General features: G+C 70.3%; 19 protein-coding genes. 12 read left to right on the top strand and 7 right to left on the bottom strand.

Features of this window, described 5'->3' with window-relative positions; genetic code table 11:
- Nucleotides 1–268 precede the first annotated feature (268 nt).
- Nucleotides 269–1,423: a C45 family peptidase gene (locus AB0M79_RS18305; protein WP_364214681.1), complete on the top strand. Its 1,155-nt coding sequence runs from the start codon at nt 269–271 to the stop codon at nt 1,421–1,423.
- A gap of 26 nt (nt 1,424–1,449) precedes the next feature.
- Here the strand turns inward: AB0M79_RS18305 and AB0M79_RS18300 are convergent, their stop codons facing one another.
- The 3 genes from AB0M79_RS18300 to acs all read right to left on the bottom strand — a co-directional run bounded on the left by AB0M79_RS18300 (nt 1,450) and on the right by acs (nt 6,718).
- Complete coding sequence (locus tag AB0M79_RS18300; protein ID WP_364214678.1) at nt 1,450–1,851, bottom strand: hypothetical protein; 402 nt, start codon at nt 1,849–1,851, stop codon at nt 1,450–1,452.
- Between the two features lie 212 nt (nt 1,852–2,063).
- The gene (locus tag AB0M79_RS18295) at nt 2,064–4,460 is read right to left on the bottom strand and encodes an immune inhibitor A domain-containing protein (protein ID WP_364214942.1); all 2,397 of its coding nucleotides are present in this window, start codon (nt 4,458–4,460) and stop codon (nt 2,064–2,066) included.
- Between the two features lie 293 nt (nt 4,461–4,753).
- Nucleotides 4,754–6,718 (bottom strand): acetate--CoA ligase, encoded by a 1,965-nt coding sequence (gene acs / locus AB0M79_RS18290; RefSeq protein WP_364214675.1) that lies wholly within the window; start codon nt 6,716–6,718, stop codon nt 4,754–4,756.
- Nucleotides 6,719–7,050: 332 nt separating this feature from the next.
- Here acs and AB0M79_RS18285 point away from each other — a divergent pair, with 332 nt between their 5' ends.
- Nucleotides 7,051–7,806 (top strand): oxidoreductase, encoded by a 756-nt coding sequence (locus AB0M79_RS18285; protein WP_364214672.1) that lies wholly within the window; start codon nt 7,051–7,053, stop codon nt 7,804–7,806.
- A 28-nt stretch (nt 7,807–7,834) separates the two neighbouring features.
- Here the strand turns inward: AB0M79_RS18285 and AB0M79_RS18280 are convergent, their stop codons facing one another.
- The 3 genes from AB0M79_RS18280 to AB0M79_RS18270 form a co-directional block, all read right to left on the bottom strand.
- On the bottom strand, nt 7,835–8,635 hold the full coding sequence (locus AB0M79_RS18280) for an HAD-IB family hydrolase (protein ID WP_357538185.1): 801 nt from the start codon (nt 8,633–8,635) through the stop codon (nt 7,835–7,837).
- 376 nt (nt 8,636–9,011) lie between these two features.
- Complete coding sequence (locus AB0M79_RS18275; protein WP_364214668.1) at nt 9,012–10,202, bottom strand: tyrosine-type recombinase/integrase; 1,191 nt, start codon at nt 10,200–10,202, stop codon at nt 9,012–9,014.
- Nucleotides 10,203–10,868: 666 nt separating this feature from the next.
- On the bottom strand, nt 10,869–11,219 hold the full coding sequence (locus AB0M79_RS18270) for a helix-turn-helix domain-containing protein (protein ID WP_364214665.1): 351 nt from the start codon (nt 11,217–11,219) through the stop codon (nt 10,869–10,871).
- A 1,313-nt stretch (nt 11,220–12,532) separates the two neighbouring features.
- On the opposite strand from AB0M79_RS18270, the gene AB0M79_RS18265 reads away from it, so the two are divergent.
- Nucleotides 12,533–12,877: a hypothetical protein gene (locus AB0M79_RS18265; protein ID WP_364214662.1), complete on the top strand. Its 345-nt coding sequence runs from the start codon at nt 12,533–12,535 to the stop codon at nt 12,875–12,877.
- A gap of 2,315 nt (nt 12,878–15,192) precedes the next feature.
- Here the strand turns inward: AB0M79_RS18265 and AB0M79_RS18260 are convergent.
- Entirely contained in the window at nt 15,193–16,221 is a 1,029-nt protein-coding gene (locus tag AB0M79_RS18260) for a sigma factor-like helix-turn-helix DNA-binding protein (RefSeq protein WP_364214659.1), read from the bottom strand.
- A gap of 263 nt (nt 16,222–16,484) precedes the next feature.
- Between AB0M79_RS18260 and AB0M79_RS18255 the strand changes: the two genes are divergently transcribed.
- The 9 genes from AB0M79_RS18255 to AB0M79_RS18215 all read left to right on the top strand — a co-directional run bounded on the left by AB0M79_RS18255 (nt 16,485) and on the right by AB0M79_RS18215 (nt 22,825).
- On the top strand, nt 16,485–17,093 hold the full coding sequence (locus AB0M79_RS18255) for a helix-turn-helix transcriptional regulator (protein ID WP_364214656.1): 609 nt from the start codon (nt 16,485–16,487) through the stop codon (nt 17,091–17,093).
- Entirely contained in the window at nt 17,090–17,416 is a 327-nt protein-coding gene (gene cutA, locus AB0M79_RS18250; RefSeq protein WP_364214653.1) for a divalent-cation tolerance protein CutA, read from the top strand. The genes AB0M79_RS18255 and cutA overlap by 4 nt, the downstream gene beginning before the upstream one ends.
- 517 nt (nt 17,417–17,933) lie before the next feature.
- Entirely contained in the window at nt 17,934–18,980 is a 1,047-nt protein-coding gene (gene ssd / locus AB0M79_RS18245) for a septum site-determining protein Ssd (RefSeq protein ID WP_364214939.1), read from the top strand.
- Complete coding sequence (locus AB0M79_RS18240; protein ID WP_364214650.1) at nt 18,977–20,188, top strand: TadA family conjugal transfer-associated ATPase; 1,212 nt, start codon at nt 18,977–18,979, stop codon at nt 20,186–20,188. Before ssd ends, AB0M79_RS18240 begins: the two co-directional genes overlap by 4 nt.
- A complete protein-coding gene (locus AB0M79_RS18235; protein WP_364214647.1) occupies nt 20,185–21,144 on the top strand; it encodes a hypothetical protein in 960 nt (319 codons plus the stop codon). The genes AB0M79_RS18240 and AB0M79_RS18235 overlap by 4 nt, the downstream gene beginning before the upstream one ends.
- The gene (locus AB0M79_RS18230) at nt 21,144–21,875 is read left to right on the top strand and encodes a type II secretion system F family protein (RefSeq protein ID WP_364214644.1); all 732 of its coding nucleotides are present in this window, start codon (nt 21,144–21,146) and stop codon (nt 21,873–21,875) included. The genes AB0M79_RS18235 and AB0M79_RS18230 overlap by 1 nt, the downstream gene beginning before the upstream one ends.
- Before the next feature lie 25 nt (nt 21,876–21,900).
- Nucleotides 21,901–22,068, top strand: coding sequence for a DUF4244 domain-containing protein (locus AB0M79_RS18225; RefSeq protein ID WP_212824267.1), 168 nt, complete (start codon nt 21,901–21,903; stop codon nt 22,066–22,068).
- A complete protein-coding gene (locus tag AB0M79_RS18220) occupies nt 22,068–22,433 on the top strand; it encodes a TadE family type IV pilus minor pilin (RefSeq protein WP_364214936.1) in 366 nt (121 codons plus the stop codon). The genes AB0M79_RS18225 and AB0M79_RS18220 overlap by 1 nt, the downstream gene beginning before the upstream one ends.
- Complete coding sequence (locus tag AB0M79_RS18215) at nt 22,430–22,825, top strand: Rv3654c family TadE-like protein (RefSeq protein ID WP_364214641.1); 396 nt, start codon at nt 22,430–22,432, stop codon at nt 22,823–22,825. The genes AB0M79_RS18220 and AB0M79_RS18215 overlap by 4 nt, the downstream gene beginning before the upstream one ends.
- The last annotated feature ends 34 nt before the right edge of the window (nt 22,826–22,859 follow it).

Genomic DNA, 22,859 nt, shown 5'->3' with positions numbered 1-22,859 from the left:
GGCTCGCTACGCTCGCTCACGGTGTCACCTCGCTTCGCTCGGCCCCACCGTGTTCTCGACTGAGCCTGACGGTTCGCTCGCTACGCTCGCTCACGGTGTCACCTCGCTTCGCTCGGCCCCACCGTGTTCTCGACTGAGCCTGACGGTTCGCTCGCTACGCTCGCTCACGGCGCCAGCCTAGGGCCTGATCAGCGGGTTACGTTCGATCGCGGCCCGGCTCGGCGAATACGGGTTCTCCCCGGCGGCCGGCGGCGGTTACGGTGCTCGAATGACCGTCGACCCCGCCACGACGTACGCCGACCTTCCGGTGCCGGTCGTCAGCGTCCAGGGCACGCCCGCCGAGTGCGGTGCCGCCTACGGGCGGGCCGCCCGTGCGCTCGTCGCCGCCAACCTCGACCTCTATCTGCGCCGGTTCCGTGAGCAGGCCGGTCTCGACGCCGCCGCGGTTCGTGTCGCCGGTGCCGGGTTCCGGCGTACGACGCTCGACCACCACCCGCGGGTCGCCGAGATGCTCGACGGCGTCGCCGAGGGGGCGGGCGCCTCGGTCGAGGAGATCTACGCGCTGAACGGGCGTACCGAACTGATCTACGGCGTACGCCCCGACGGCGGTGACGGAGGCTGCACCGCGGTTGGTGTGCTGGGTACGCACACCGCCACCGGCAGCCTGCTGATCGGGCAGAACTGGGACTGGCATCCGGCCCAGCGGGAGGCCACGGTGCTGCTGGCGACCCGGGACGAGCGGGGCCACGCGGTCGTGACGCTGGCCGAGGCGGGCATGCTGGCGAAGGCCGGGCTCAACTCGGCCGGCGTGGGGGTCTGCATCAACATGCTGGGCTGCGACCGTGACGGGTTGCCCCGTGGCGGCGGAGCACCCGGTGTGCCCTACCACGTGCTGCTCCGTTCGGTGCTGGAGGCCGACAGCCTGGCCTGGGCGTTGCGGGCGGCCTGCCGCAGCCCGCGCAACGCCTCCATCAACATGGTGCTCGGCCAGGCCGGTGACCACGGCGGTGAACTGATCGACCTGGAACTCGCACCGGGCGAGGCGGGCTGGCTGCATCCGGTGGACGGCCTGGTGACCCACGCCAACCACTTCGAGACCGGGCTGCCGGTCTTCGACACGATCAAGGAGTGGGGCGGCTCGTCGTTGTTCCGGTCGGCGCGTGCCCGGCGCCTGCTCGCCGACCCGGCGGCTACTCGGAAGGTGGGCGCCGACGACCTGATCGGGGTCTTCCGCGACCATGCGAGTTTCCCGCTGGGCATCTGCCGGCACGTCGACGAGCGGGACGCGCCGCTCGACCGTTCGGAGACGGTCTATTCGGTGCTGCTCGACCTCGACGGGCGGCGGTTCGGGCTGGCGGCCGGGCCGCCGTGCGGGCACGACTACACCTGGCTCGACCTGGCCGCGCTGCTGCCGGCGGACTGACGGCGACTGCCGGCCGGGGCGCGGGGTCAGCGCACCGGCATCACTTCGACGATGCTGTGGTGCTCGCCGGGACCGCAGTTGATCCGGAGCAGGAGCGGTTCGACCTTGACCCGGACGAACGTGCCCTCCTGCAACCGGACACCTTCGGAGCTGTGCAGGGCGTACAGCTTGCCGTCGTCGTTCTGCACCCCGAAGCACGGTCCGTTGCCGCCGCGGACGACCAGCCCGGTGACGATCGAGTCCGGTAGCTGGTCGGTCGGTTTCTGCGGTGGCCCGCTCGGCGGCCGCAGCGTCGGGAGGTCGGTGCTGGACAGCGGTGGTGGGCTGGTCCGGCCGGAGGGCGCGACGCCGGACGGGGAGCCTTGCGGTGTCGGTTCGGGTGACGGCGGTGACGCCGCGGCCGCCGGGGGCGGCGACTGATCGGTCACGGAGCCTCCGTCCGGATCGTTCGCGCAACCTGCCGCCACCAGCGCGAACAGGGTCAGTCCAGCGGCGAGCGGGGCAGCGGTGCGACGCATCGTGGACACACTACTTGGACTCGGCGGACCGCCGTACGGTTCCCGGTCGGGCCGGCTCGGAAAACGGGGGCGGCGCCCGGGAAGGAGAACCTTCCCGGGCGCCGCCGGTGGACCGAGGTGGGTCAGGAGATACGGATCTTCATCGAAGTGCCGTTCTCTTCCACTACCCGGATCTTGACACCGGTCGCCGGGAGCTTGACGCCGTGGTTCGGCAGCTCGTCGTAGAAGTACTTCTTGGTGTCGTCGAACAGCGGGGCCGCGGCCTGGCCACGGATGTACTGCGGCTGGCTGTTCAGGTGCAGCGTGAAGGAGTCGGCCTTCCGCAGGCTGAACGTCGCGTCGTAGACCTGGACCCGGGCCCGCCACGGCTGGCCGGTCAGGTTGTAGATCGGCCGCGGGTGGGCGTCGATGTAGAGGTTACGACCCTCACCCGGGTGGGCGAAGGTGTCGTTGTCGGCCCACCGGGTGTTCCAGTACGAGATCAGGAGACCTTCCTGGTACGCGTAGTGGTCGACGTAGTCCGGCCGGGTGTTGGCGTAGCCGAAGAAGTACGGGCCGGTTTCGAGGTACTTGTCGTAACCGGTGTACGTCCGGTGGCCGGCGATGTAGAAGTTGTCGAACAGGCGGGTGTCGCTCTCGCTGACGATCGCCCACTCGCCACCCAGGGTCCAGCCCGGGGCACCGCTCTCGGCGCCCTCGGTGGACAGCGTCGCGCCGTCGGCGGTCACGGTGATCGCGTCACCGAAGAAGCCACCGTCGGCCACCGCGGCGTCGGTCACGTAGCGGAACCGGAACGGAACGACCTTGCCGGCACCCTCGTTCAGCGGGATGTTGATGTTCGCCCACTCGCCGCCGGAGCTGCCGTCGAGCGCCGGCCGGCTGCCGCCGTCGGTGCCGCCCGGCGTGCCGTTGACCGTGAACGGCAGGGCCGTCCAGGTCGAGCCACCGTCGAACGAGGCCTCGAAGTAGAGGTAGTCGTAGCCCGCCTCGATGTCGTAGCGGCCCTTGAGCGACACGGACGCGGACGTCTTGCCGGTCAGGTCGATCGAGGTCGCCAGCGAGTCGTTGCGGTCGTTCTCGTTGCCCGAGAAGAACTGCTTCGTGCCCTCGAACGGTGCGCCGAGGTCGAAGGAGTATTCCCGCTGCGGGAGCACCACGACGACGGACTGCGCCTTGTTCGTGTTGTAGGCCTGTGGGCCGAGTTCCAGCGTGCGCTTCTGGCCGGCCACCACGACCTCGTAGTCGAGCCAGCCGAGCTGGAGCTTGTTCCACGCGCCGAGGTCACCGCCGCGCTCGCCGATGCCGCCGTCGCCCGGGGCGCCGAGGCGGCTCTGCGCCATCAGCGTCCAGTGCTCGTTGTTGTTGTCGCCGCCGCTGAGGACGTTGTAGTCGTCCGGCAGGCCGAGGTCGTGCGCGTATTCGTGGTAGAAGACGCTGCGGCCACCGTTTTCCGGCTGGATCGTGTAGTCGCCGATCCAGATTCCGGTGCTGCCGATCTGGGTGCCGCCGAGCGGGTTCGTCGCCGGGCCGTCGAGGCCGACGAGGTTGTTGTACGCGTACCAGCGGTGGCTCCAGATGGCGTCCTCGCCCTGCCAGGGGTCACCGTCGGCGGCGTCGCCACCGGCGTGGACGATCTGGAAGTGGTCGATGTAGCCGTCGGGCTCGTTGAAGTCGCCGTCGCCGTCGAAGTCGTAACGGTCCCACTTGTCGAACTCGCGCATGTCCGCGGCGATCTGCGCGTCGGTGCGGCCGGCGGCCTTCTGGTCGGCGACCCACTGGTTGGCGGCGTCCTTGACCAGCGCCCAGACGTTGGAGCAGACGTTGCTGCCGCATAGGTCGCGGCCGTAGCGGGCCTCGTTGTAGTTGACCTTGACCCAGTCGGTCACGGTGCCTTCGACGCTGTAGCGGCCGGAGGACTGCGCCTCGAAGTACTGCTTGACCGACTCGGTGCCCGCGCCCTCGCCGAAGTAGAGGTCGCGGAAGTAGTCGGCACTGAAGTCGGAGCGCCACACGGTCGAGTTGTCGACCGCCCGGTTGGGGGCGGGGATCTCGTTGTGGAGTGGACCGTCGAAACGGATCGGCCCCGGCACGTTGGGGTTGCTGTCGATGTCGGGGTAGCTGGGGTGCCGGTCGTTGCCGAACTCGGCCAGGATCACGAAGATCCGGTCGGTCTTCTCACGGGACAGTTCGACGTACTGATCGGTGGTCTGTGCTCCACCGGCCTTGCGGGCGCCGGCGCTGCGGCCGGCCGGCCCGTTGCCGGTGGTCTCGCCGACCTTGACGACGGTGCTGCCGTTGCGCTTCTCCGGCGTCGAGCGGCCGGTCAGAACGTCCGTGAGACCCTGCTGGCGCAGTTCACGGCGCTTGTCTTCGAGCGGGTTGGGCAACTCGTCGTGGAAGGGCGCGGGATCCGAAACCGACGGGGATGCGTCCGGCGTCTGTGCCGGGGGCGCGGCATAGGCCGGCGAGCTGAGCGCGAAGCTCGACGTCGCCGTCAGCGTGAGCCCGAGCAGCCCCACTGCGACTCTGCGCACGTGGTACCTCCGGTTTGAGGGAACCGACCCGACGGGGGTTAGAGGGGTCGGGGGACGGCCCTGTTTTATGGGGCCATTGAGAAACCTAAACACTGATGGGGATCGTGGGAAGTCACCGACGTCAGTTTGTTGCAGGAAATTCGCAGTCGCTGCCCCATATGTCACATCCATCGGATGTTCAGTCCCGTGCGGCTGGCCCCCGGAGGTGTGTCTGCCTGCCAAAAGACCGACGGTGAGTGAGTCCTCAGTCAGGACCCACTCACCGTCGACGATGAAAATCAGTCTTCGTCGGACTTTCCGGACTGCATGCCGGAGGAAATCAGATCCATGACCGCCGAGTCCTGGAGCGTGGTGACGTCGCCGAGTGACCGGTTTTCCGCCACATCACGCAGCAGCCGGCGCATGATCTTGCCGGAGCGGGTTTTCGGCAGTTCCGGTACGAGCATGATCTGGCGCGGCTTCGCGATCGGGCCGAGGGTCTTCGCGACGTGATTGCGCAACTCCTGGATCAGGGCCTCGCCCGCGTCGCCGGCGGTGTCCACACTGCCCCGCGGGATGGTGAAGGCCACGATCGCCTGACCGGTCGTCGGGTCGGTCGCGCCGACCACCGCGGCCTCGGCGACCGAGGGGTGACTGACCAGCGCCGATTCGACCTCCGTCGTGGAGATGTTGTGGCCGGACACCAGCATCACGTCGTCGACCCGGCCGAGCAGCCACAGGTGCCCGTCACTGTCCTTCTTGGCCCCGTCGCCGGCGAAGTACATCCCCTCGAACCGCGACCAGTACGTCTCGACGAACCGGTCGTCGTCGCCCCAGATGGTGCGCAGCATCGACGGCCACGGCTCGCGCAGCACCAGGTAGCCGCCGCCCCCGTTGGGCACCGACTGCCCCTGGTCGTCGACCACGTCGGCGGCGATTCCCGGCAGCGGGCTCATCGCGCTGCCCGGCTTGGTCGCGGTGACGCCGGGCAGCGGCGAGATCATGATCGCGCCGGTCTCGGTCTGCCACCAGGTGTCGACGATCGGGGTCCGGGTTCGGCCGATGTTCTCCCGGTACCACATCCACGCCTCGGGGTTGATCGGCTCACCGACGCTGCCGAGCACCCGCAGCGACGACAGGTCGAAGCCGGCCGGGATGTCGTCGCCCCACTTCATCATCGTGCGGATCAGGGTCGGCGCGGTGTAGAGGATGCTGACCTTGTAACGGTCGACGATCTCCCAGAAGCGGGCCTTCGACGGGGTGTCCGGGGTGCCCTCGTACATGATCTGGGTGGCGCCGTTGGCCAGCGGCCCGTAGACGATGTAGGAGTGGCCGGTCACCCAGCCGATGTCGGCGGTGCACCAGTAGACGTCGGTCTCCGGCTTGAGGTCGAAGACCGCGTGGTGCGTGTACGCCACCTGGGTCAGGTAGCCGCCGCTGGTGTGCAGGATGCCCTTGGGCTTGGCCGTCGTGCCGCTGGTGTAGAGGATGAACAGCGGCTGCTCGGCGTCGAACGGCTGCGCCTCGTGCTGGTCGCTGGCCGTCTCGACGGTCTCGTGCCACCACAGGTCCTTGTCCGTCCAGGCCACGTCCTGTCCGGTACGGCGTACGACCAGCACGTGCTCCACCGTCGGCGACTTGGCGACCGCCTCGTCGACGGTCGGCTTCAGCGCCGACGGCTTGCCCCGGCGGTAGCCGCCGTCGGCGGTGATGACGACCTTGGCGCTGGCGTCGGCGATCCGGCTGGACAGCGCGTCGACCGAGAAGCCGCCGAAGACGACACTGTGGGTCGCCCCGATCCGGGCGCAGGCCAGCATCGCGACCGCTGCCTCGGGGACCATCGGCATGTAGATCGCCACCCGGTCGCCGGCGGTGACGCCCAGGTCGGTCAGCGCGTTGGCGGCCTGGCTGGTCAGCCGGTGCAGTTCGGCGTACGTGATGGTGCGGGTGTCGCCCGGCTCGCCCTCCCAGTGGATCGCGACCCGGTCGCCCCGGCCGGCCTCGACGTGCCGGTCGAGGCAGTTGTAGGCGACGTTGAGTTGCCCGCCGACGAACCACTTCGCGAACGGTGGGTTCGACCAGTCGAGGATCTCGTCCCACTGTTTCGCCCAGTCGAGCCGACCGGCCTGGCGGGCCCAGAACGCGAGCCGGTCCTCGGCCGCCTCGGCGTAGGCGGCGGCGGTGACGTTTGCGGCGTCGGCGAGTGCCGCGGGGGGTTCGAACTGCCGCGTCTCCTGAAGCAGGTTCTCGAGAGTCTCGCTCATGCGTAAGGCTCCTCGTGCGTCACGTGATTTGCGTCTCCATCGCGAGGTTAGTTGCGATGTCCGGACTGGTGCGACAGCAGGCGGGGCCGGAGGCGGGACGGCGCGCCGAGTGGCCGCTGCCGCGCGCCGGCCGGTCCGCCGCTGCCGCCGACGTGGGGCGGGGTGGGCGTGGTCGTCGCGGTGGTCGATGTGGGCGGGGCCGGGCCGATGCGCGGGTGCTGCGCGCCGGTTGGCCACACCTGATCGAATCTTGCCACTTACGAGCGCAATCACGCAGCCCTTGTTTCGTACCCGAACCGCTGGCCACCGACGGACCCGGTTAGCGTGGCAGCGTGACCGCCGACCCGCTCGCCCCGCTTCTCGCCCTGGCCGACGTCGCGCCGGCCCTCGACCGGGCCCGCGAGCGGGTCGACCAGGCTCTGCGGCACCGCGCCCTACGCCGCCACGGCGGCCAGGTCGCCGCCGAGATCAGCCTGCGGTCCGCGGTCGCCAGCGCCGCCCTGGAGGGGTACGTCCACGAGCGGGAGGCCGTTCGCGCCGGCACCGTCACCGATCCCGTGGCGCAGGGGGCGCTCCGGGTCGCCGGCGCCCTGCCCGGCCTCGCCGACCTCTGGCCGAAGGCGCCCCGGCAGGTGCTCGCCCGCCTGCACGTGCTCGCGGCCCGCGGCGCCGTGGCCGAGGACGCCCTCGGCCGGCCGGCGGGCGGCGCCCCCGACGAGCCGGCGGCGGCCCGGCTCGACGCCCTGTCCGCCCTGGTCACCGGCGGCACCTCGGTTTCCCCGCTGGTGCTGGCCGCCGTCGTGCACGGGGAACTGCTCGCGCTGCGCCCGTTCGCCGGCCCGTCCGGCGTGGTCGCCCGGGCCGCCGCGCGCCTGACCCTGCTGTCCACCGGCTTCGACCCACGTGGACTGGTCGCCGTCGACGTCGGCCACCGCGAGCGGGAACCCGAGTACGTCGGCGCGGCCGGCGCGTTCGCCACCGGAACGCCGGACGGGGTGCGCGCGTGGCTGCGGCACTACACCGCGGCGATCGAGGTCGGGGCCGACCAGCTCACCGCCGTCGGCGACGAGGTGCTCGCCGCCGGATAGCGGGCGGTGTGCGGCGCCCCGGACGGGGTCAGGCCGAGGCGGTGCGGGTCCGGCGGTGGCGGCCGTACCAGGCGATGCCGATCGCCACCCCGACGCCGACCCCGATCGCCGCCGCGGCGACCGGTACGGCCGGCCGCTCACGCAACCGGCGGTGCAGCGGGATCGGGTGGCGGAACTCCAGCACCGGCCACGAGTTCTCCGACGCGAGCTTGCGCAGCGTCCGGTCGGGGTTGACCGCGGTCGGGTGGCCCACGCACTCCAGCAGCGGAATGTCGCTCGACGAGTCGGAATAGGCGAAGCACTCGGCCAGGTCGTAACCGCGCGCCTTGGCCAGCTCACCGACCGCGTCGACCTTGGCCGGGCCGGCCGCGTAGAACTCGACCTCGCCGGTGTAACGCCCCTCGGAGATCATCATCCGGGTGGCGATGACGTCCGGCACCCCGAGCAGTTCGCCGATCGGCCGGACCATCTCCTCGCCGGAGGCGGACACGAGGACGACATCCCGGCCGGCCGCCTGGTGTTCCTCGATCAGCGCGGCCGCCTCGGCGTAAACGTAGGGGTTGATCAGCTCGTGCAGGGTCTCCGCGACGATCTGCCGGACCTGGTCGACCTGCCACCCCTTGCAGAGGGTCGCCAGGTAGTCGCGGGTGCGCGCCATCGTCTGCTCGTCCGTGCCGCCCAACCGGAACATCAACTGGGCGTACGCGGACTTGACCACGTCTCGTCGCGTGATCAGGCCGTCGCGGTAGAACGGCCGACCGAACGCCAAGGCACTGGACTTGGCGATCACGGTCTTGTCGAGATCGAAAAACGCGGCACTTCGGCCCACGGCGCGCAAGTCTAGCCGGATGGTCTATGGTCTGCGGGTGCACGGGGGGCATGGTCGTCGCCCCGTCGGCCTGCGAATCCTGATACGCAGGTCAGCGATGTGGCGGCCGTCGATCCCGGGCCCGGTGTCAGCCGGTGCCGCGTGTTGGGGTAAACGCCACTCGACGCGCACCGGTCCACTCAGGCATGCTTGTAATCGCGACAGAGTTCTGTGTGATCGGCTCGTCCGACTGACCCTCAGCGGTTGCACCCCCCGTGACCGCTGAGTGGGTTCGGCTCGACCCCCCCGGAGCCGAACCTCAAGACGACCCCCGTCTCCCCCCGACGGGGGTCGTCCCTATATGAGGGAGCGCTACCATGCCTCCCCGTAGATGGGTTTACGCAGGTACGAGGCTTCCGCTCCCGCTGTCTCCCTCCCCGTCATCGTCGTTGGTCGGTCGGATCGTCAGCGGATCGTCAGCAACTCCCTCCAGTGCGGCCCGTACGCGAGCCTCGTAGTCAGTCGGGGTGTGCGTGTAGAGGTTGAGCGTGGTCGACGCCTTGGCGTGCCCCATGACCCGCTGCACGGCGTTGACCGGCACGCCCGCCGACACGAGCCAGGTCGAGTAGGAGTGCCTGACGTCGTGGAACCTGAGGGCCGGGGGCAGTCCGGCCCTCAGGAGTGCGGGGACCCATACCCGGCGCCGGAAATTCGACCGGCGCGGCGGCGTACCCGTGTGGGTGGCGAACACCAGGTCGGTCGGGGCAGGCTCCGACTCCAAAGCGCCCAACACGCGGATCAGTTCCGCGACCAGGAAAGCCGGCATGGGCACCGTTCGCTGCCCCGCCCGCGATTTCGGGTAGGGCCGAAGCGTCACAGACGCGTGCGTCTCGACGGCGACCTGGGTCACCGTAAGGCGCTCTTGCGCCAGGTCGACGGCTGCCCACGGCAGCCCGGCGCACTCGCCCCACCGAAGCCCCGCCCCTACTGCGGCAACCACGATCGCGCGATGCTCGATCGGAAGCGCCGGGAGCAGTTGTCCGAAGAACTGCTCTCGGGTGAGCGCAACCGCTCGCGGTGGCCGCTTTTCGGTACTACGCGGAAGTTTGACGCCAACTGCCGGATTAGCGGCAATCATGCGGTTCTTGATAGCGGCTTCCATAATCATTTGCATTAGGCCATGGCATTTCGCCACGGTGGTCGGCGCTAGGACCTTTCCCAGCATCACCACCCACTCCTGAACGGAGAGGTAGTCAATTTGGGCTATCTGCCACTTTCCCCACCGAGGCAACAGGTGGCTTCGCAGCATCGACAACGTCCGCTCCGCCGTACGCGCCTCCACGTCCCGACCGGCCAACCATCGATCAACGAAATCTTGAAACCGAATACGGCCCGCGTGCGGGCTGACGTAGGTGCCTCGGTTCTTACTGCCTTCGATCTCCGCCAGGAACGCGGAGGCTTCCTTCTTGGTCTTGAACGTTTTGGCCTTTTGCTGGCCGGCTGGGTCGCGCCAGTTGGCGCGGAAGGTGCCGGCGGGGGTTTTGACGACGTGTCCCATGGTGCTGGTAGCTCCCTTGATCGTGTTCACGGTGGGTAGTGCGGGCAGGGTTGATTGGCGGGTTACCAGGCGGCGGTTCATGGGGCGGGAATCGCCTTGTGACGGGGTTGGGGACGTTGTCCCTGGTTGGCTGCTATCTGCTAACCCGCTGGCGGAGTGGGGTTTGGGGTGCTAGCAGGGGTGCTATCGCTAGCAAGCGGGGGTGCTTGCGCTAGCACCTCTACCTGCGTTGTTTCTCGCGTGCTGCTTGCTACTTACGGTTACGAATCTTGTGGGTGGGGCGGGTGGGGTTGTGAAGGCGTGAAGGCGGTTGGGGAAGGTGGGGGTGTCGGGTGGGTTTTTGCTGGTGGACCCCCTGTGTGGTGTGTGGGGTTCACGGCTTCACGGCCTGGTCAGAGGGGTTTACAGGCTGTGTGGGGCTATACGGGTGTGAAGGCGGGCGTGTGTAGGGCTATACAGGTGGCGTGAAGGTCGGTGGCGTCACGTTCGGTGACGGTTCGGGTTGGTGGCCTAGCGGCTGGCCGGGGGCGTGCCGGTCGTCGTTCGGAGGGGTTTGGCGGGGTGGGGGTGGTGGTGCTGCTAGGCGCTAGGTGTCTGGTGGGTGGGTGGTTTGGGTGCTAGCGGAGCCGCTAGGTCTAGCGGGTGGTGGTGCTAGACCTAGCGGCTCCGGGGTGGGGTGGGTTTGGTTACGGTCGGTCAGGCGTTGCGTCGTTGGTGTCGGGTGTCGGCCTGGTCGAGGCGGTCCAGTTCGCGGCGTACGTCGTCGGTGGTGGCTTCGGGAAGGTTGTCGAGCCATTCGTGGAATCGGCGCTTGGGGATGGCCCACCGGCCGCCGAGCTTGATGGCGGGGATCTCGCCGGAGCGGATCAGGGCGTAGGTGGAGCCGAGGGAGAGGGAGAGCATGTGGGCGGTTTCCTTGACGGTGTAGACGGCTCGGCCGATCGGGGTCGGGGTGGAGCTGGCGCGGCTGGTGACAACCGGGGTTGACGTCGTGTCGCGCAGCTGCGGGCGGTCGGTGCGGGCGGTGAACGGGACGACGTTGCTCACGGGATCGGGTGTCCTTCCGGTTGCGGGTAGCGGCTGGTGCGGGTCTGGCCGTGCGGGCGGGGGCGGGGTTCGGTGCGGTAGGAGGTGACCCCCGGCTACCGCTACCGCCGGGGGTTGGTGCAGGTGGGGCTGGGTAGCGGCTGGGTAGCGTTCGCGCTACCTCTGTCCGGGCCGCTACCGGTGGTTCAGCGGGTAGCGGTCGCGGGGCGGGCCGCCGCGTGGTGGTGCGGTGGGCGGGTTTCGGTTGGCGCGGGGTGCCCGGGGGCGACCCGCGACCGGCGGGGGTTGGTGCTGGTGGGGTGGGTCGCGGGTGGGGTCGCGTTGCCGCGACCAGTCGCGGGCGGGCCGCGACCCGGGCGGGTGGCCTGCTGAGTGGGTGTGGTGGCAACCGCGGTTGTCGGCCTGGCGGCTTTCGTCACCGCTCGGGTCGGCTGGCCGACAGGGTTGCGTCACGCCGACCGAGGGCGGGCGTGTATGGGGCTGTGGGAGGCGTGGGAGGGGGTGAAGGCAGGGGGGTCGGGGCTGGTTTTGGGGCCGAAACCCCCCTGTTCGTGTGGGAGTCCCACGCCTGACACATGCAGGTCAGCGGGTCCCACGGGGGGTGGCACGCGCTGTGGGAGTCCCACAGTTGTGGGAGGCGCCGTGTGGGACCCTCTACGCCGGTTTGTGGGAGGCGCCAGCGGCCCGCCGGGGTCGGGCGTCTAGGGGGCGGCTGGGGTGTCGGCCCGGGCCGGCGGTGGGCGGGTTTTCGGGGTGGTCGGTGTGGTGGTCCTAGATCCCTAGTGGCCTGGTGGCGGGCGGGTTGTGGTTCTAGGTCGTCTCCTAGGTCTAGGGGGCTGGTGGCCTAGGTCTAGGAACGGTCGGCGGGGCGGCTGTGCGGGCCGCTGGTGGCCGTTCGGCTGTCGACGGTCCGGGGTGGAGGGTGCGGGGCCGGTGGTGGCAGGTTGGCTGTGGGCGGCCCGCTGAGAGCCCCGTAGGCGCAAGATCTCGACCTGTCTGGTGTGCTGGTATGCGCCGATCTGTCTGAGAGGTTCTGAGAGGGCCGGTTGGTCGGGTTGCTGACGAGTTGGTCGGTCGGTTTCGGCGGGGAGATGCCCCCGCCGCGCGGGACGGCTGGGACGACTTGGCGTTGACAGCGTTGACAGCCGACCTGGTCGACCGGGGCGGGCGTGACGGATGCCTGCCGGCGGGCCGCCGGGGCGGTGACGTATCCACCGCAGGCGTTCATCACTGCTAGAGCGGTTGCATTGGTTGGATAGGTGGCGCCGAATGGTTGAGGGGGAACTATGTCGTCGTGCCGTACCGTGATCCCTGTGAGAACCGTGGATATAGCGCTGATCGCTGGTGGTGGCGTTGCTGCCGGGCTATTTGGCGTCATCGGTATAGCAATCCTGGCGCGTAGTCGTCATCGGGCCGATGCGATCCTGTGGCGAGGACGGCGTCTGAGCGCGCCACGGTTGTTGGGGCTGTCGTGCTTGTTCATTGGGTTGGCAACCACGGTTCAGGTCATGAGCAGGCTGTTCTTCGACCTTGGAAGTCGGAAAGACGGGTTCATGTTCATGGTGGGAGCGGCGTTTGTGGTGGCGGCCGGCGTTACGTTTGTCATGTGGTTACTCCAGAGTCGAAGGAGCCCCGCAAACAACGACGTGCCCAAATGAAAGAGTTTGCGGGTGGGTCGGTCGGTGACGGATGCCCGTCGACGGGCCGGTGACGGAAGCCGCCTGGTCGTGGATTTCATGTGGATTCCACGGCGGGTTTGCCTAGGTCAGGGGCCGTGGAATCGCCGTGGATTCTCCGTGGATTCCACGGCGGGCGCGCGGTCCGTTGCCGCGGTACGCCGGGGCGGGGGCATCTCCTTGCCCTGACCTCATGCGGCCCGAGAGAGCCGCTGTCAGCCTGCCGCCGGGGGCAGCCGTCCCAGCCGTCCCAGCCGTCCCCGTGCAGGTCAGCCCCGGGACGGCTTTTTTCCTGGGACGGCTTGAGCCGTCCCAGCGGGCCAGTGCCGCCACGACGACAGCCCGGGACGCGAGCGGGGCCTGGGACGGCTCAAGCCGTCCCAGCTTGCGAGCCGTCCCGGCCCTGAGCTGCGATGGGACGGCTGGGACGGCTGGGACGGCTACCCCCGGCCCGACTGCGGCAACCTACGTTGGCCTACCGGACCTCGGCGGGGGTCATCTCCTTCCCCGATCGGCGGCAGGCGGGTATCAGCCGTTTAGGGTCGATAGCCGGGATTAGGTCGTTCCTGGGAAGCTGTCGCCGGGAGGGGTCGGGAGGCGTTGACACGTTGACAATCGGCCCCGGCGGGCCAGTTTGCGCAGTTCAGAGTGCTCGGGAAGGTGTCAACGCCCGGCGTTGACAGGCGTTGACACCGTTGACAGCGACCCGCTAGGCAACCCTGGGGTGTCAACGCTGTCAACGCCTGTCAACGGTCCCCGTTGACACCTTCGTAGGGGTTCTGAGCTGGGAGAACGCCGCTAGATGGGCCAGGTGTCAACGTGTCAACGCCTTCCGGCCCCCCGCCGGGGATCTGGTCGGCAACGAGAAGCGTTCCGCCGCGGTGTCGGGGATGTGTCTGCGTCGGTGGGGCTGAACCATCTCGGCATCTCGGCATCTCGGCAAAGGTGCCTGTGACCTGGGAGAACGTCTGCCGAGATCTTCGTCGGGTCGGGAAGAGATCTCGGCAAGTGCCTCTGATCTCGGCAGTCTGGTTGCCGAGATGCCGAGATGGCCGGTTGTCGATGGAGAAGATCTCGGCAGAGCATCCGTGCTGGTCAAGGGCCGGTTCTGCCGAGATGCCGAGATGCCGAGATGGTTCAGCGGGTTTCCGGCGGAAACTCGGGGCGGTGACCCTCGGTAGACGTGCTCGGGGTGGTCGAGATGCTCGCGGCCGTTGCTCCTGCAAACCGGGGCTGAAACACACTCCGCATCTCCGCATCTCCGCAAACCTGGCTGTGAGCTGGGCAAACAGTTGCGGAGATGAATCCCCGACCGGTCGAGCCATCTCCGCAAACCGGGGTTCATCCCCGCAGTTCTGCGGAGATGCGGAGATGGAAGATCCTCGATGGAGGCTATCTCCGCAGAAGGTTTCTCCTGGTCAAGGTGTAGTTCTGCGGAGTTGCGGAGTTGCGGAGATGGTTTCCCGCCACCCACGAGTGTTTCAGCGCTTCGACACCTCGACGGTCACCATCGGTGATGTCCGGTCGTGGGCCGCCCCGGTGCCGACCTCGGGCCATCGGCCCGCAGAAGTGAGCCCGGCGAAGCCGGCCGTCACTGCCCTTGACCCTGCCAGCACGACACACGCAGGGGCGAGCGGACCACCCCCGCCCCTGCACGGTTCACCACCGGTTCACCAGCCCTACGTTCGGGCTGCACCGCCGCCGCCGGCAGAGCAACGGAGAACCGCCCGCGAACCGGCCCGGACCGCGCCGGGAACCGGTTCACCATCTCCGACAGACGCAGGACCAACGTCGGTCACGCGAGTCCGCGCGCCGGACCGGCAACGAAGTCCGGCAACCCCGACAGGCGTCCGGCCCGGCCCGAACCGTCACCGGAGAACCGCTGACAGAACCGGCCGGCGATGATGTTGGAACCCGGGTCTACGGCAACCCGGAGCAGCATGAACAACGCAACCACGAGATGCCCCCGCCCCGGCATCGGGACCGGACGGGTAGAACCGGTTCCGGTTCGGTTCCGCTTCAGTGCCGATCCGGTTCCGGTGGTTCCGCTTCCAGGGTCCGCCGGACCCGGACCGGAACCAGATCGACCGTGCGCCGCTTCCGGGTGGAAGTAGACCGGCACTGCGCCGGTTCCGCCCGGAAGCAGACCGGCCGGGGCCGGTTCCGGTCGGGTCCGTCGACACGCTGTCGACAGCGTGTCGACGGACATTGGTATCCACTGTGGAGTTATCAAGGAACCACCGCCGCCAGGGGCGCGATCGTGCAGGTTGACCGTCGTCCGAGCCGGATGCCCCGGCTCAGGCGGCCATCGGGAGGTGGCCGGCGCGGGTGAACGTGTCCAGCGCCCGCTTCCAGGTGGAGGCGACCGTGCCGGAGGTGCAGCCGATCTGCTCGGCGATCTGCGGGTGGGTCAGCCCGTCCAGCCGCATCAGCGCGATGCGTCGCGTCGCCGGGGGCAGCGACTGCGCCGCGCCGCGCAGCCGGTCACGCTCCTTCTCCCACACCGCGACCCGCCCCGGACGGGCGGCACGGGTGGCCTGCGGGTCGTCCTGAAGCTTGCGCAGCAGGTCTTCGGCGTGCCGCCACGCGTTGTGCACCTGGTGACGCGACGCGCCCGTACGCGCCGCGATCTGCGGCACGCTCATCCCGGCCAGCCGCAACACCGCGACCTCCCGCGAAACCTCCGGCAACTCCTGGGCCAGCGTCCGCAGCTGCGTCAGCTCCGCGTCGGACAGCGACTCCACATCGATGCGTCCGACCAGTCGCCGCCGAAGCTGCGCCTGCGCCCGCCGCCAGGCGTCGTTGGCCTGCTTGGTCGTCACTCCCAGCGCGGCGGTGATCTCCTCCACCGGCGCACCGTCCATCCGTAGCCGCACCACCGACCGGCACAGCGGCGACAACCGCTCGATCTCGGCGCGCAGCTGCGTCAGCATCTCCGCCTTCGCCGGGCACTCGTCCAAGTCGTCGAACTCATCCGAGGTGTCGGCCAGCAGCCAACCCATCTCGTCCAACGGGGCCGCGCCCGGCACCGCCGCCGGCATCTGCGTCCACCGCGCGGCCCGCGTCTCCCCGACCGTGCAGCGCACCATCCCGAACAGCCACCGCACGAAGTTGTCCGCGTCCCCACCCTCCCTCGGCACCCACGCCCCGATCCGGGTGAGTACCTTCGCCCAGACCTCACCGGCCACGTCATCCGCCGCGATCCGGTCCCCGTTGCACCGGTTCACCGCGTACAGGAACACCCGCCGCCCATACCGGCGGAACAACTCCCCAACCGCCTCACGCTCACCCGCCTGCGCCAACGCCACCACCTCACAAGTGGACATCGCCGACAAGTCAGACAGCGACCAGCCGTTTTTGGGCATGATGGAGCTACGCTTGACCTGCATCTTCTTGTCCTTCCAAGGGGAACGGGTGGATGTGTCGGCCTCGGTGGGGTAGCCGCCCCGCCGAGGTCTTTTTGGTCCCCGTGGGGACCAGTTCTCCCCCTACCTTGGGGGACTAGATGGTCCCCTGTCAAGGACTTGTGTGTCCTCGATGACTACCCCGTCCGCTTGGCGAGGACTAGAACGTCCCTCATGATGGGTGCATGGAGATGTCAGAAGTTCTCAGGCGCCGCCGGGCCGAGTTGGGGCTCTCGCAGGCGGACCTCGCTGAGGCTGCCGGCGTAGACAAGCGGCAGATCAGGCGGTACGAGGCGGGGGAGCAGCAACCCCTACTTTCGGTTGCCGTTGCGATTGCTAATGCCCTAAAGATCTCGGTTGGCGAGTTGGCAGGTATCCCAAGCCACCGGATTGACCTATCTGGAGAATGGTGGGCGTCATGGCAGACATTTAAGGACGGTGAGCAGGTAATCACCTTGCAGGAAGTGCAGTTTCGTCAACAGGGTGACCTGATAGAGGTTCAAACGGTGACCCGAGGAATTTCCGTCGAAGACGGTGGGTACCATTGGCGCGGCGAATTGCGGCTCTGGGATAACGAAGTCTTGATGGGTTGGTATGCCGCAATGGATGGATCAGTTCGCTCTAAGGGCACCATGTATTTCGTTCTGCACCCGCATGGGCAAAGGTTGTCCGGTCGCTGGGTTGGGTTGAGTCATGACGGCAAAGTCGTTTCCGGTTGGGGTGGCATGGCGAAGGATGCTGAAGGTGCGACGGGCGTCATTCAAGACCTTGAAAGGCAGGGTGGATTAGCGTGACCACTGATGTGTGTGAGGTTGTAATCACGGGGCCGAGTGCCGAATGGTTGGCGACCTTTACCAAGCATCTCGTGGACGAGCGACTTGCAGCCTGCGGGCACCATGTGGAGTCGATTCGCTCGATCTATCGCTGGCGAGGAGAAGTCCACGATGAGCGTGAGGCGAGAGTTGCACTCCATACCCGAAGTGCTTTGGTGCGCAAGATAGTTGAAGAGGCTGGAGCGCAGCATCCCTACGACGTTCCATGCGTAATCGCGCTGCCGATTGCCTCGGGGAATCCTGAGTACATTCGTTGGATTCTTGATGAGACGCGCGAGGTGTAGCGCAAGACACGCAGGCGCGCACCGAGGACGGGGTTTCCCCCGACTCGGTGCGCGCCTGCGTGGTGGGGAAGGTAAGTCAGCGGATCGTCAGCAGAAGCGATGGTAGCGGTTGACAGTAGACGGCAACGGATGACGCTGGCAGCCACTTGAACAGGTCTTATTGCTGCTGCCCAACTGTCCGCAGTTTGTAGAAACCGTTTCCCCCCGACGGGGGTCGTCCCATTTCCCGGGGTAGCGCTCCCACGCCGCCTGCGAGGTGCCGAATCGGGTAGCGCCACATTGTCGATCATGAGTCTGGTGCGTCCCCCGAAGGGTACTTCGTCACCGCTCCGATAGCAGATCCACCATCGACCCTCAGCGTTGTCCACAGGCGGGTCGGTTATCCACAGGTACGCCATCGCAGGCTGCACCGGCCGCCCCCGCTCCGCCACGGTTGTGCCCTACCGCACTCGACCGTTGGAGGAGCGCGATGCCACCCCGTACGTCCGTCCGCCCCGCGCCGCGGCTCCCGCTCGTGGTGACCTCCGACACCGACCTTCTCGACGACCTGCTCCGGCTCGCCGCAGCCGGCGGCCGCGAGGTCGACGTGGCCACCGATCCCGCCGCCGCCCGGTCGCGCTGGAGCACCGCCCCGCTGGTGTTCGTCGGCAGTGACCAGGTTCAGCCCTGCCTGCGCGCCCGGCTGCCCGGCCGCCCCCGGTTGGTGCTCGTCGGCCGCTCCGGCGCCGACAACACGGTCTTCGAGATCGCCCAACTGATCGGCGCCGAGCACGTGGCACTGCTCCCGGCGGCCGAACCCTGGCTGGTCGACCGGTTCGCCGAGCCCGTCGTCGAACGCGCCGCCACCGGCCGGATCGTCGCCGTGGTCGGCGGCCGCGGTGGCGCGGGTGCCAGCGTGCTCGCCGGCGGCCTGGCGATCACCGCCTCCCGGGCCGGCCTGCGTACCCTCCTCGTCGACGCCGACCCCCTCGGCGGCGGCCTCGACCTGGTGCTCGGCTGGGAGCAACTGGAGGGACTGCGCTGGCCGGCGCTCACCCGTGCCGACGGCCGGGTCGACGTGCCCGCCCTGGTCCGGGCCCTGCCGAGCCGGGGTGACCTGGTGATGCTCTCCTGGGACCGCGGCGACCTGCTGGACCTGCCCGCCGAGGCGATGGCCGCCACCATCGACGCCGGCCGGCGGGGTCGCGACATCGTCGTGGTCGACCTGCCCAGGCAGTTCGACGACGCGGCGGTCGTCGCGCTCCAGGCCGCCGACCACGCCTTCGTGATCGTGCCCGCCGAACTGCGGGCCACCGCCGCCGCGGCCCGGGTCGCCGCCGCCGCGGCCGTGCACAGTGCCAACCTTGCCGCCATCGTGCGCGGCCCGGCACCCGGCCGCCTGAAGGGCCGGGAGATCGCCCGCGCCCTCGGGATGCCGCTGGCCGGGACGCTGCGCCCCGAGCCCGGCCTGTGCCGGGGGCTCGAACGCGGCGAGGCCCCCGCCGCCACCGGACGCGGCCCGCTGGCCGAACTGTGCCAGCGGCTCGTCGCCGAGGTCACCGGCACCGACGCGGCGGCGGCATGACCGGCATCCGGCCCGCCCGGCCGTCCGCCCAGGGCACCGACCTCGCCGTACGGGTCCGGCGGCACTTCGTCACCCGGGGCGCCGACGTGACACCCGCCGCCGTCGTCACCGCCGTACGCGAGGACGGCGGTGCGGCGGTCCTCGGCGACAACGCGCTGCTGCGCCTGGCCACCAGGGTGCACGACGATCTCGTCGGTGCCGGTCCACTCGCCCCGCTGCTGGCCGATGCCGAGGTCACCGACATTCTCGTGAACGGAATCGACGTCTGGGTCGACCGGGGGCGAGGACTGCGCCGGGTGGCGGTGCCGCTCGGCGGGGTCGACGACGTACGGCGGCTGGCACAGCGTCTCGCCGCCGCCTGCGGGCGCCGCCTCGACGACGGGGCGCCGTACGCCGACGCGCGGCTGCCCGACGGCACCCGGCTGCACGCCGTGCTGCCGCCGGTGGCCGTCGCCGGGCCGTACCTGTCGCTGCGTACCTTCCGGCAGCGCCCCTTCACCCTCGCCGAACTCGTCGGCTGCGGCACGGTGCCCGCCGAGGCCGAGCCGCTGCTCGCCGGGATCGTGGCCGCCCGGCTCGCCTACCTGGTGACCGGCGGGACCGGCTCGGGCAAGACGACGCTGCTGAACACGCTGCTCGGCATGGTGCCGTCGCACGAGCGGATCGTCCTGGTCGAAGACGCCGCCGAGCTGCGTCCGGTCCATCCGCACGTGGTCGCGCTCCAAGCCCGTACGTCCAACGTGGAGGGAGTCGGGTCGGTCGGTCTCAGCGACCTCGTACGTCAGGCCCTGCGGATGCGCCCCGACCGGCTGGTCGTCGGCGAGTGCCGGGGCGCCGAAATCGTGGACCTGCTCGCCGCGTTGAACACCGGGCACGACGGCGGAGCGGGCACCCTGCACGCCAACGCACCCGCCGACGTACCCGCCCGACTGGAGGCACTCGGCCTGCTCGGCGGCCTGCCCAGAGCGGCTTTGCACGCCCAGGTCGCCGCCGCGCTCCAGGTGCTGATCCAGGTACGCCGTACCCGCGACGGCCGGGTGCTGGAGGCGATCTGCCTGCTCCTGCCAGCGGGGCCGGACCGGCTGGTGACCGCCGTACCGGCCTGGCGCAACGGGCCGGGCGCAGGTCCGGGCGCACCCATGCTGGCCCGGCTGTTCGCCCAGCGTGGCGTCGCCGTTCCCGCCACCATCGACGGTGGCCGCGCATGAACGGATGGCTCACCGCCGCCAGCCTCCTCGCGGCCGCGACCGTGGTCGGCTGGCCCGCCAGGCAGGGGCGGGTCCGCTGGGCCGGACTGGTCGGTCACCGGGCAGCCCCTGCGGCCCGGCGGCTCGGCCGCCACCTGACCCTCGACGCCCTGCCGCCGGGTCGGGCGGCCCTGCTCGCCGCGGTGGTGGTGGCGGTGCCGGGCGGGCTCGCCGGCGGGCCGGTCGCCGCGACGGTCGCGGCGGTCTACGGCTGGCTTGCCGCACGCACCGTGCTGCGCGGCCGGGCCGCCCGCGAAACCGCCCGGCGGCACCGGGAAGCCCTCGACGACCTGTGCGGGCTGGCCGCCGACCTGCGTGCCGGACTGCCGGCCGCCACCCTACTGGCCCCGACCACCCCACCCACCCGCACGGCCGCGCCCGCCACCTCCCGTGAGCGGGCCACCCGCAGCGACGACCGGCTCGCCCGGCTGACCGGTGCCGCGGCCCGGCTCGCCGAGCAGACCGGTGCGCCCCTGGCCGAGCTGGTCGAACGGATCGAGGCGGACGCGCGGGCCATGGATCGTGCCCGGGCCGCCGCGGCGGCGCAGGCGGCGGGTGCCCGGGCCACCGGCTACCTCCTGGCCGGGTTACCCGTCGGCGGTATCGCTCTCGGTTACGGCATCGGCGTGGACCCGCTCGCCGTCCTTCTGCACACCCCGATCGGCGCCGCCTGCGCACTCGGCGCGGTCGCGCTCCAGGTCGCCGGACTGAGCTGGACGGACCGGCTGGTGAACGCACCGGACCGGACCAGCGGCCCCGGCATCCTGGACCGGACAGGCGGCCCCGCCACCGTGGCGCAGAGCGGCACCGCCGCCGCGTCCGCACCGGGCGGTGCCCACGACACCCCGGTCCGGGCAACGGCCGGCGCGGCGGCACGCCCGACCACCCGTGACGGCATTCCCGGCCGGGTGCCCTGATGTTGGCACCGATCGTCGCCGCCGGCTGTTTCGCCGTGATCGCCCTCCTGGTCGTGTTCCCCGGCCGTCCGGCCCGTACGGCGACCAGGCGCCGGCTCGTCCAGGTGCTCGGCGATCTTCACCCACGGGCTCCACGACGCCCCGATGTCGTCCGCGCCGGTGCCGTGCTCGGTGGGCTGGCCACGGCGGTCGTACTCGGTGGCTGGGGCGGACTCGCGGCCGGCGTCGCCGTCGCCGTCGGGCTCGACCGGTCGCTGCGCCGCCTCGAACCGGCCGCGCAGCGGGCGAGACGGCTGCGCGAGCTGGCGGACCTGCCGCTGGCCGCCGATCTCCTCGCCGCGGCGCTGCGATCCGGTGCGCCGGTGGACCGGGCGGTCAGCGCCGTGGCGCAGGCCCTGGACGGTCCGCTCGGCGTCCGGCTGACGGCGGTCGCCCGATCGCTGCGGCTCGGTGCCGAACCGGAAGAGGCGTGGGCGCACCTCGCCCCCGTGGCCGGTGCCGAGCGGCTGGCCGCCGCGGCGGTGCGATCGGCGGGCAGCGGCGGCGCCCTGGCCGGCGCGCTGACCCGGCTCGCCGACGACCTGCGGGCAGACCGGGCGGTCGCCGCCGAGGCGGCGGCCCGGCGGGCGGGCGTGCTCATCGTGTTGCCGCTCGGGCTGTGCTTCCTGCCCGCCTTCATTCTCGCCGGCCTGGTGCCGGTGATCGTCGCCGTGCTCGACGACGTGCTGTAACCCGACCGAGGAAAGGGAACCCGCCATGCGCAAACTCATCGCCCGGCTCCAGGGCGACGCCGGAATGAACACCGCCGAGTACGCCGTCGGCACTCTCGCCGCCGTGGCCTTCGCCGGCATCCTGCTCAAGGTGCTGACCTCCGGCAACGTCCAGTCCGCGCTCACCGCCGTGATCGACCGGGCGCTCAAGTGATCCGGCGCCGGTCAGGTGGCCGCGACCGAGGCTCGTTCACCGTCGAGGCTGCGGCCGGGCTGCCGGCGCTCCTGCTGTTGCTGCTGGTCGGACTCACCGCGGTCGACGCGGTCACCGCGAAGGCGCAATGCGTCGACGCGGCGCGGGAGGCGGCGCTGGCCGCCTCCCGCGGCGAGCCGGGAACGGCGGCGGGGGAACGGGCCGCCCCGCCGGGCGGAGCGGTCTCGGTGTCCGTCCGGGGCGACACGGTCGTGGCGACGGTGCGGGCGCCGGTACGCACCCTCGGCGCGCGCCTGCCACGCCTGACGGTGACCGCCACCGCTGTCGCCGCTGTCGAGCCCGACCTGCCGGAGCCGGCCCCATGACCGCCGCCGGTCCGCCGACGTACGCGGCCCCATCCGACCGGGGCAGTGCGTCGCTGTGGGTGCTGGCCGTCGGCCTGCTGCTCGTGGCGGCCGGCATCGCCGGTGCCGCGGTCGGCGCGGCCCGGGTCGCCGGCCGACAGGCGAAGGTGGCGGCCGACCTGGGGGCGCTGGCCGGGGCCGCCCGGACTCTCGACGGAGCCGGTCCGGCCTGTGCCCGGGCCGCGATGATCGTCGAGGCGAACGGCGCCCGACTCGTCTCGTGCACGCCCGACGGTCTCGACCTCCTCGTCACCGCCGACGTGGTCGTGCATCCGATGCCCGGCCTGGCCCGGACCGCCAGTGCCACGTCCCGGGCCGGCCCGGTCCGCGCCGGCCCGGGCGGTCCGGCATGAGGTGCGGGACGACCCGGCCACGGGACGGCCGGCT

The organism is Polymorphospora sp. NPDC051019 (genome assembly GCF_040683055.1).
Taxonomy (GTDB): Bacteria; Actinomycetota; Actinomycetes; order Mycobacteriales; family Micromonosporaceae; genus Polymorphospora; species Polymorphospora lycopeni.
The sequence above is the reverse complement of the archived record's forward strand: the minus strand, read 5'-3'. Positions and strand labels throughout refer to the sequence as shown.

Bases quoted from the DNA above. Each gene is read 5' to 3' on its own strand.
- AB0M79_RS18305 (WP_364214681.1), top strand. From the start codon at position 269: ATGACCGTCGACCCCGCCACGACGTACGCCGACCTTCCGGTGCCGGTC.
- acs (WP_364214675.1), bottom strand. From the start codon at position 6,718: ATGAGCGAGACTCTCGAGAACCTGCTTCAGGAGACGCGGCAGTTCGAA.
- AB0M79_RS18260 (WP_364214659.1), bottom strand. From the start codon at position 16,221: ATGTCCACTTGTGAGGTGGTGGCGTTGGCGCAGGCGGGTGAGCGTGAG.
- AB0M79_RS18255 (WP_364214656.1), top strand. From the start codon at position 16,485: ATGGAGATGTCAGAAGTTCTCAGGCGCCGCCGGGCCGAGTTGGGGCTC.
- AB0M79_RS18240 (WP_364214650.1), top strand. From the start codon at position 18,977: ATGACCGGCATCCGGCCCGCCCGGCCGTCCGCCCAGGGCACCGACCTC.
- AB0M79_RS18235 (WP_364214647.1), top strand. From the start codon at position 20,185: ATGAACGGATGGCTCACCGCCGCCAGCCTCCTCGCGGCCGCGACCGTG.
- AB0M79_RS18230 (WP_364214644.1), top strand. From the start codon at position 21,144: ATGTTGGCACCGATCGTCGCCGCCGGCTGTTTCGCCGTGATCGCCCTC.
- AB0M79_RS18225 (WP_212824267.1), top strand. From the start codon at position 21,901: ATGCGCAAACTCATCGCCCGGCTCCAGGGCGACGCCGGAATGAACACC.
- AB0M79_RS18215 (WP_364214641.1), top strand. From the start codon at position 22,430: ATGACCGCCGCCGGTCCGCCGACGTACGCGGCCCCATCCGACCGGGGC.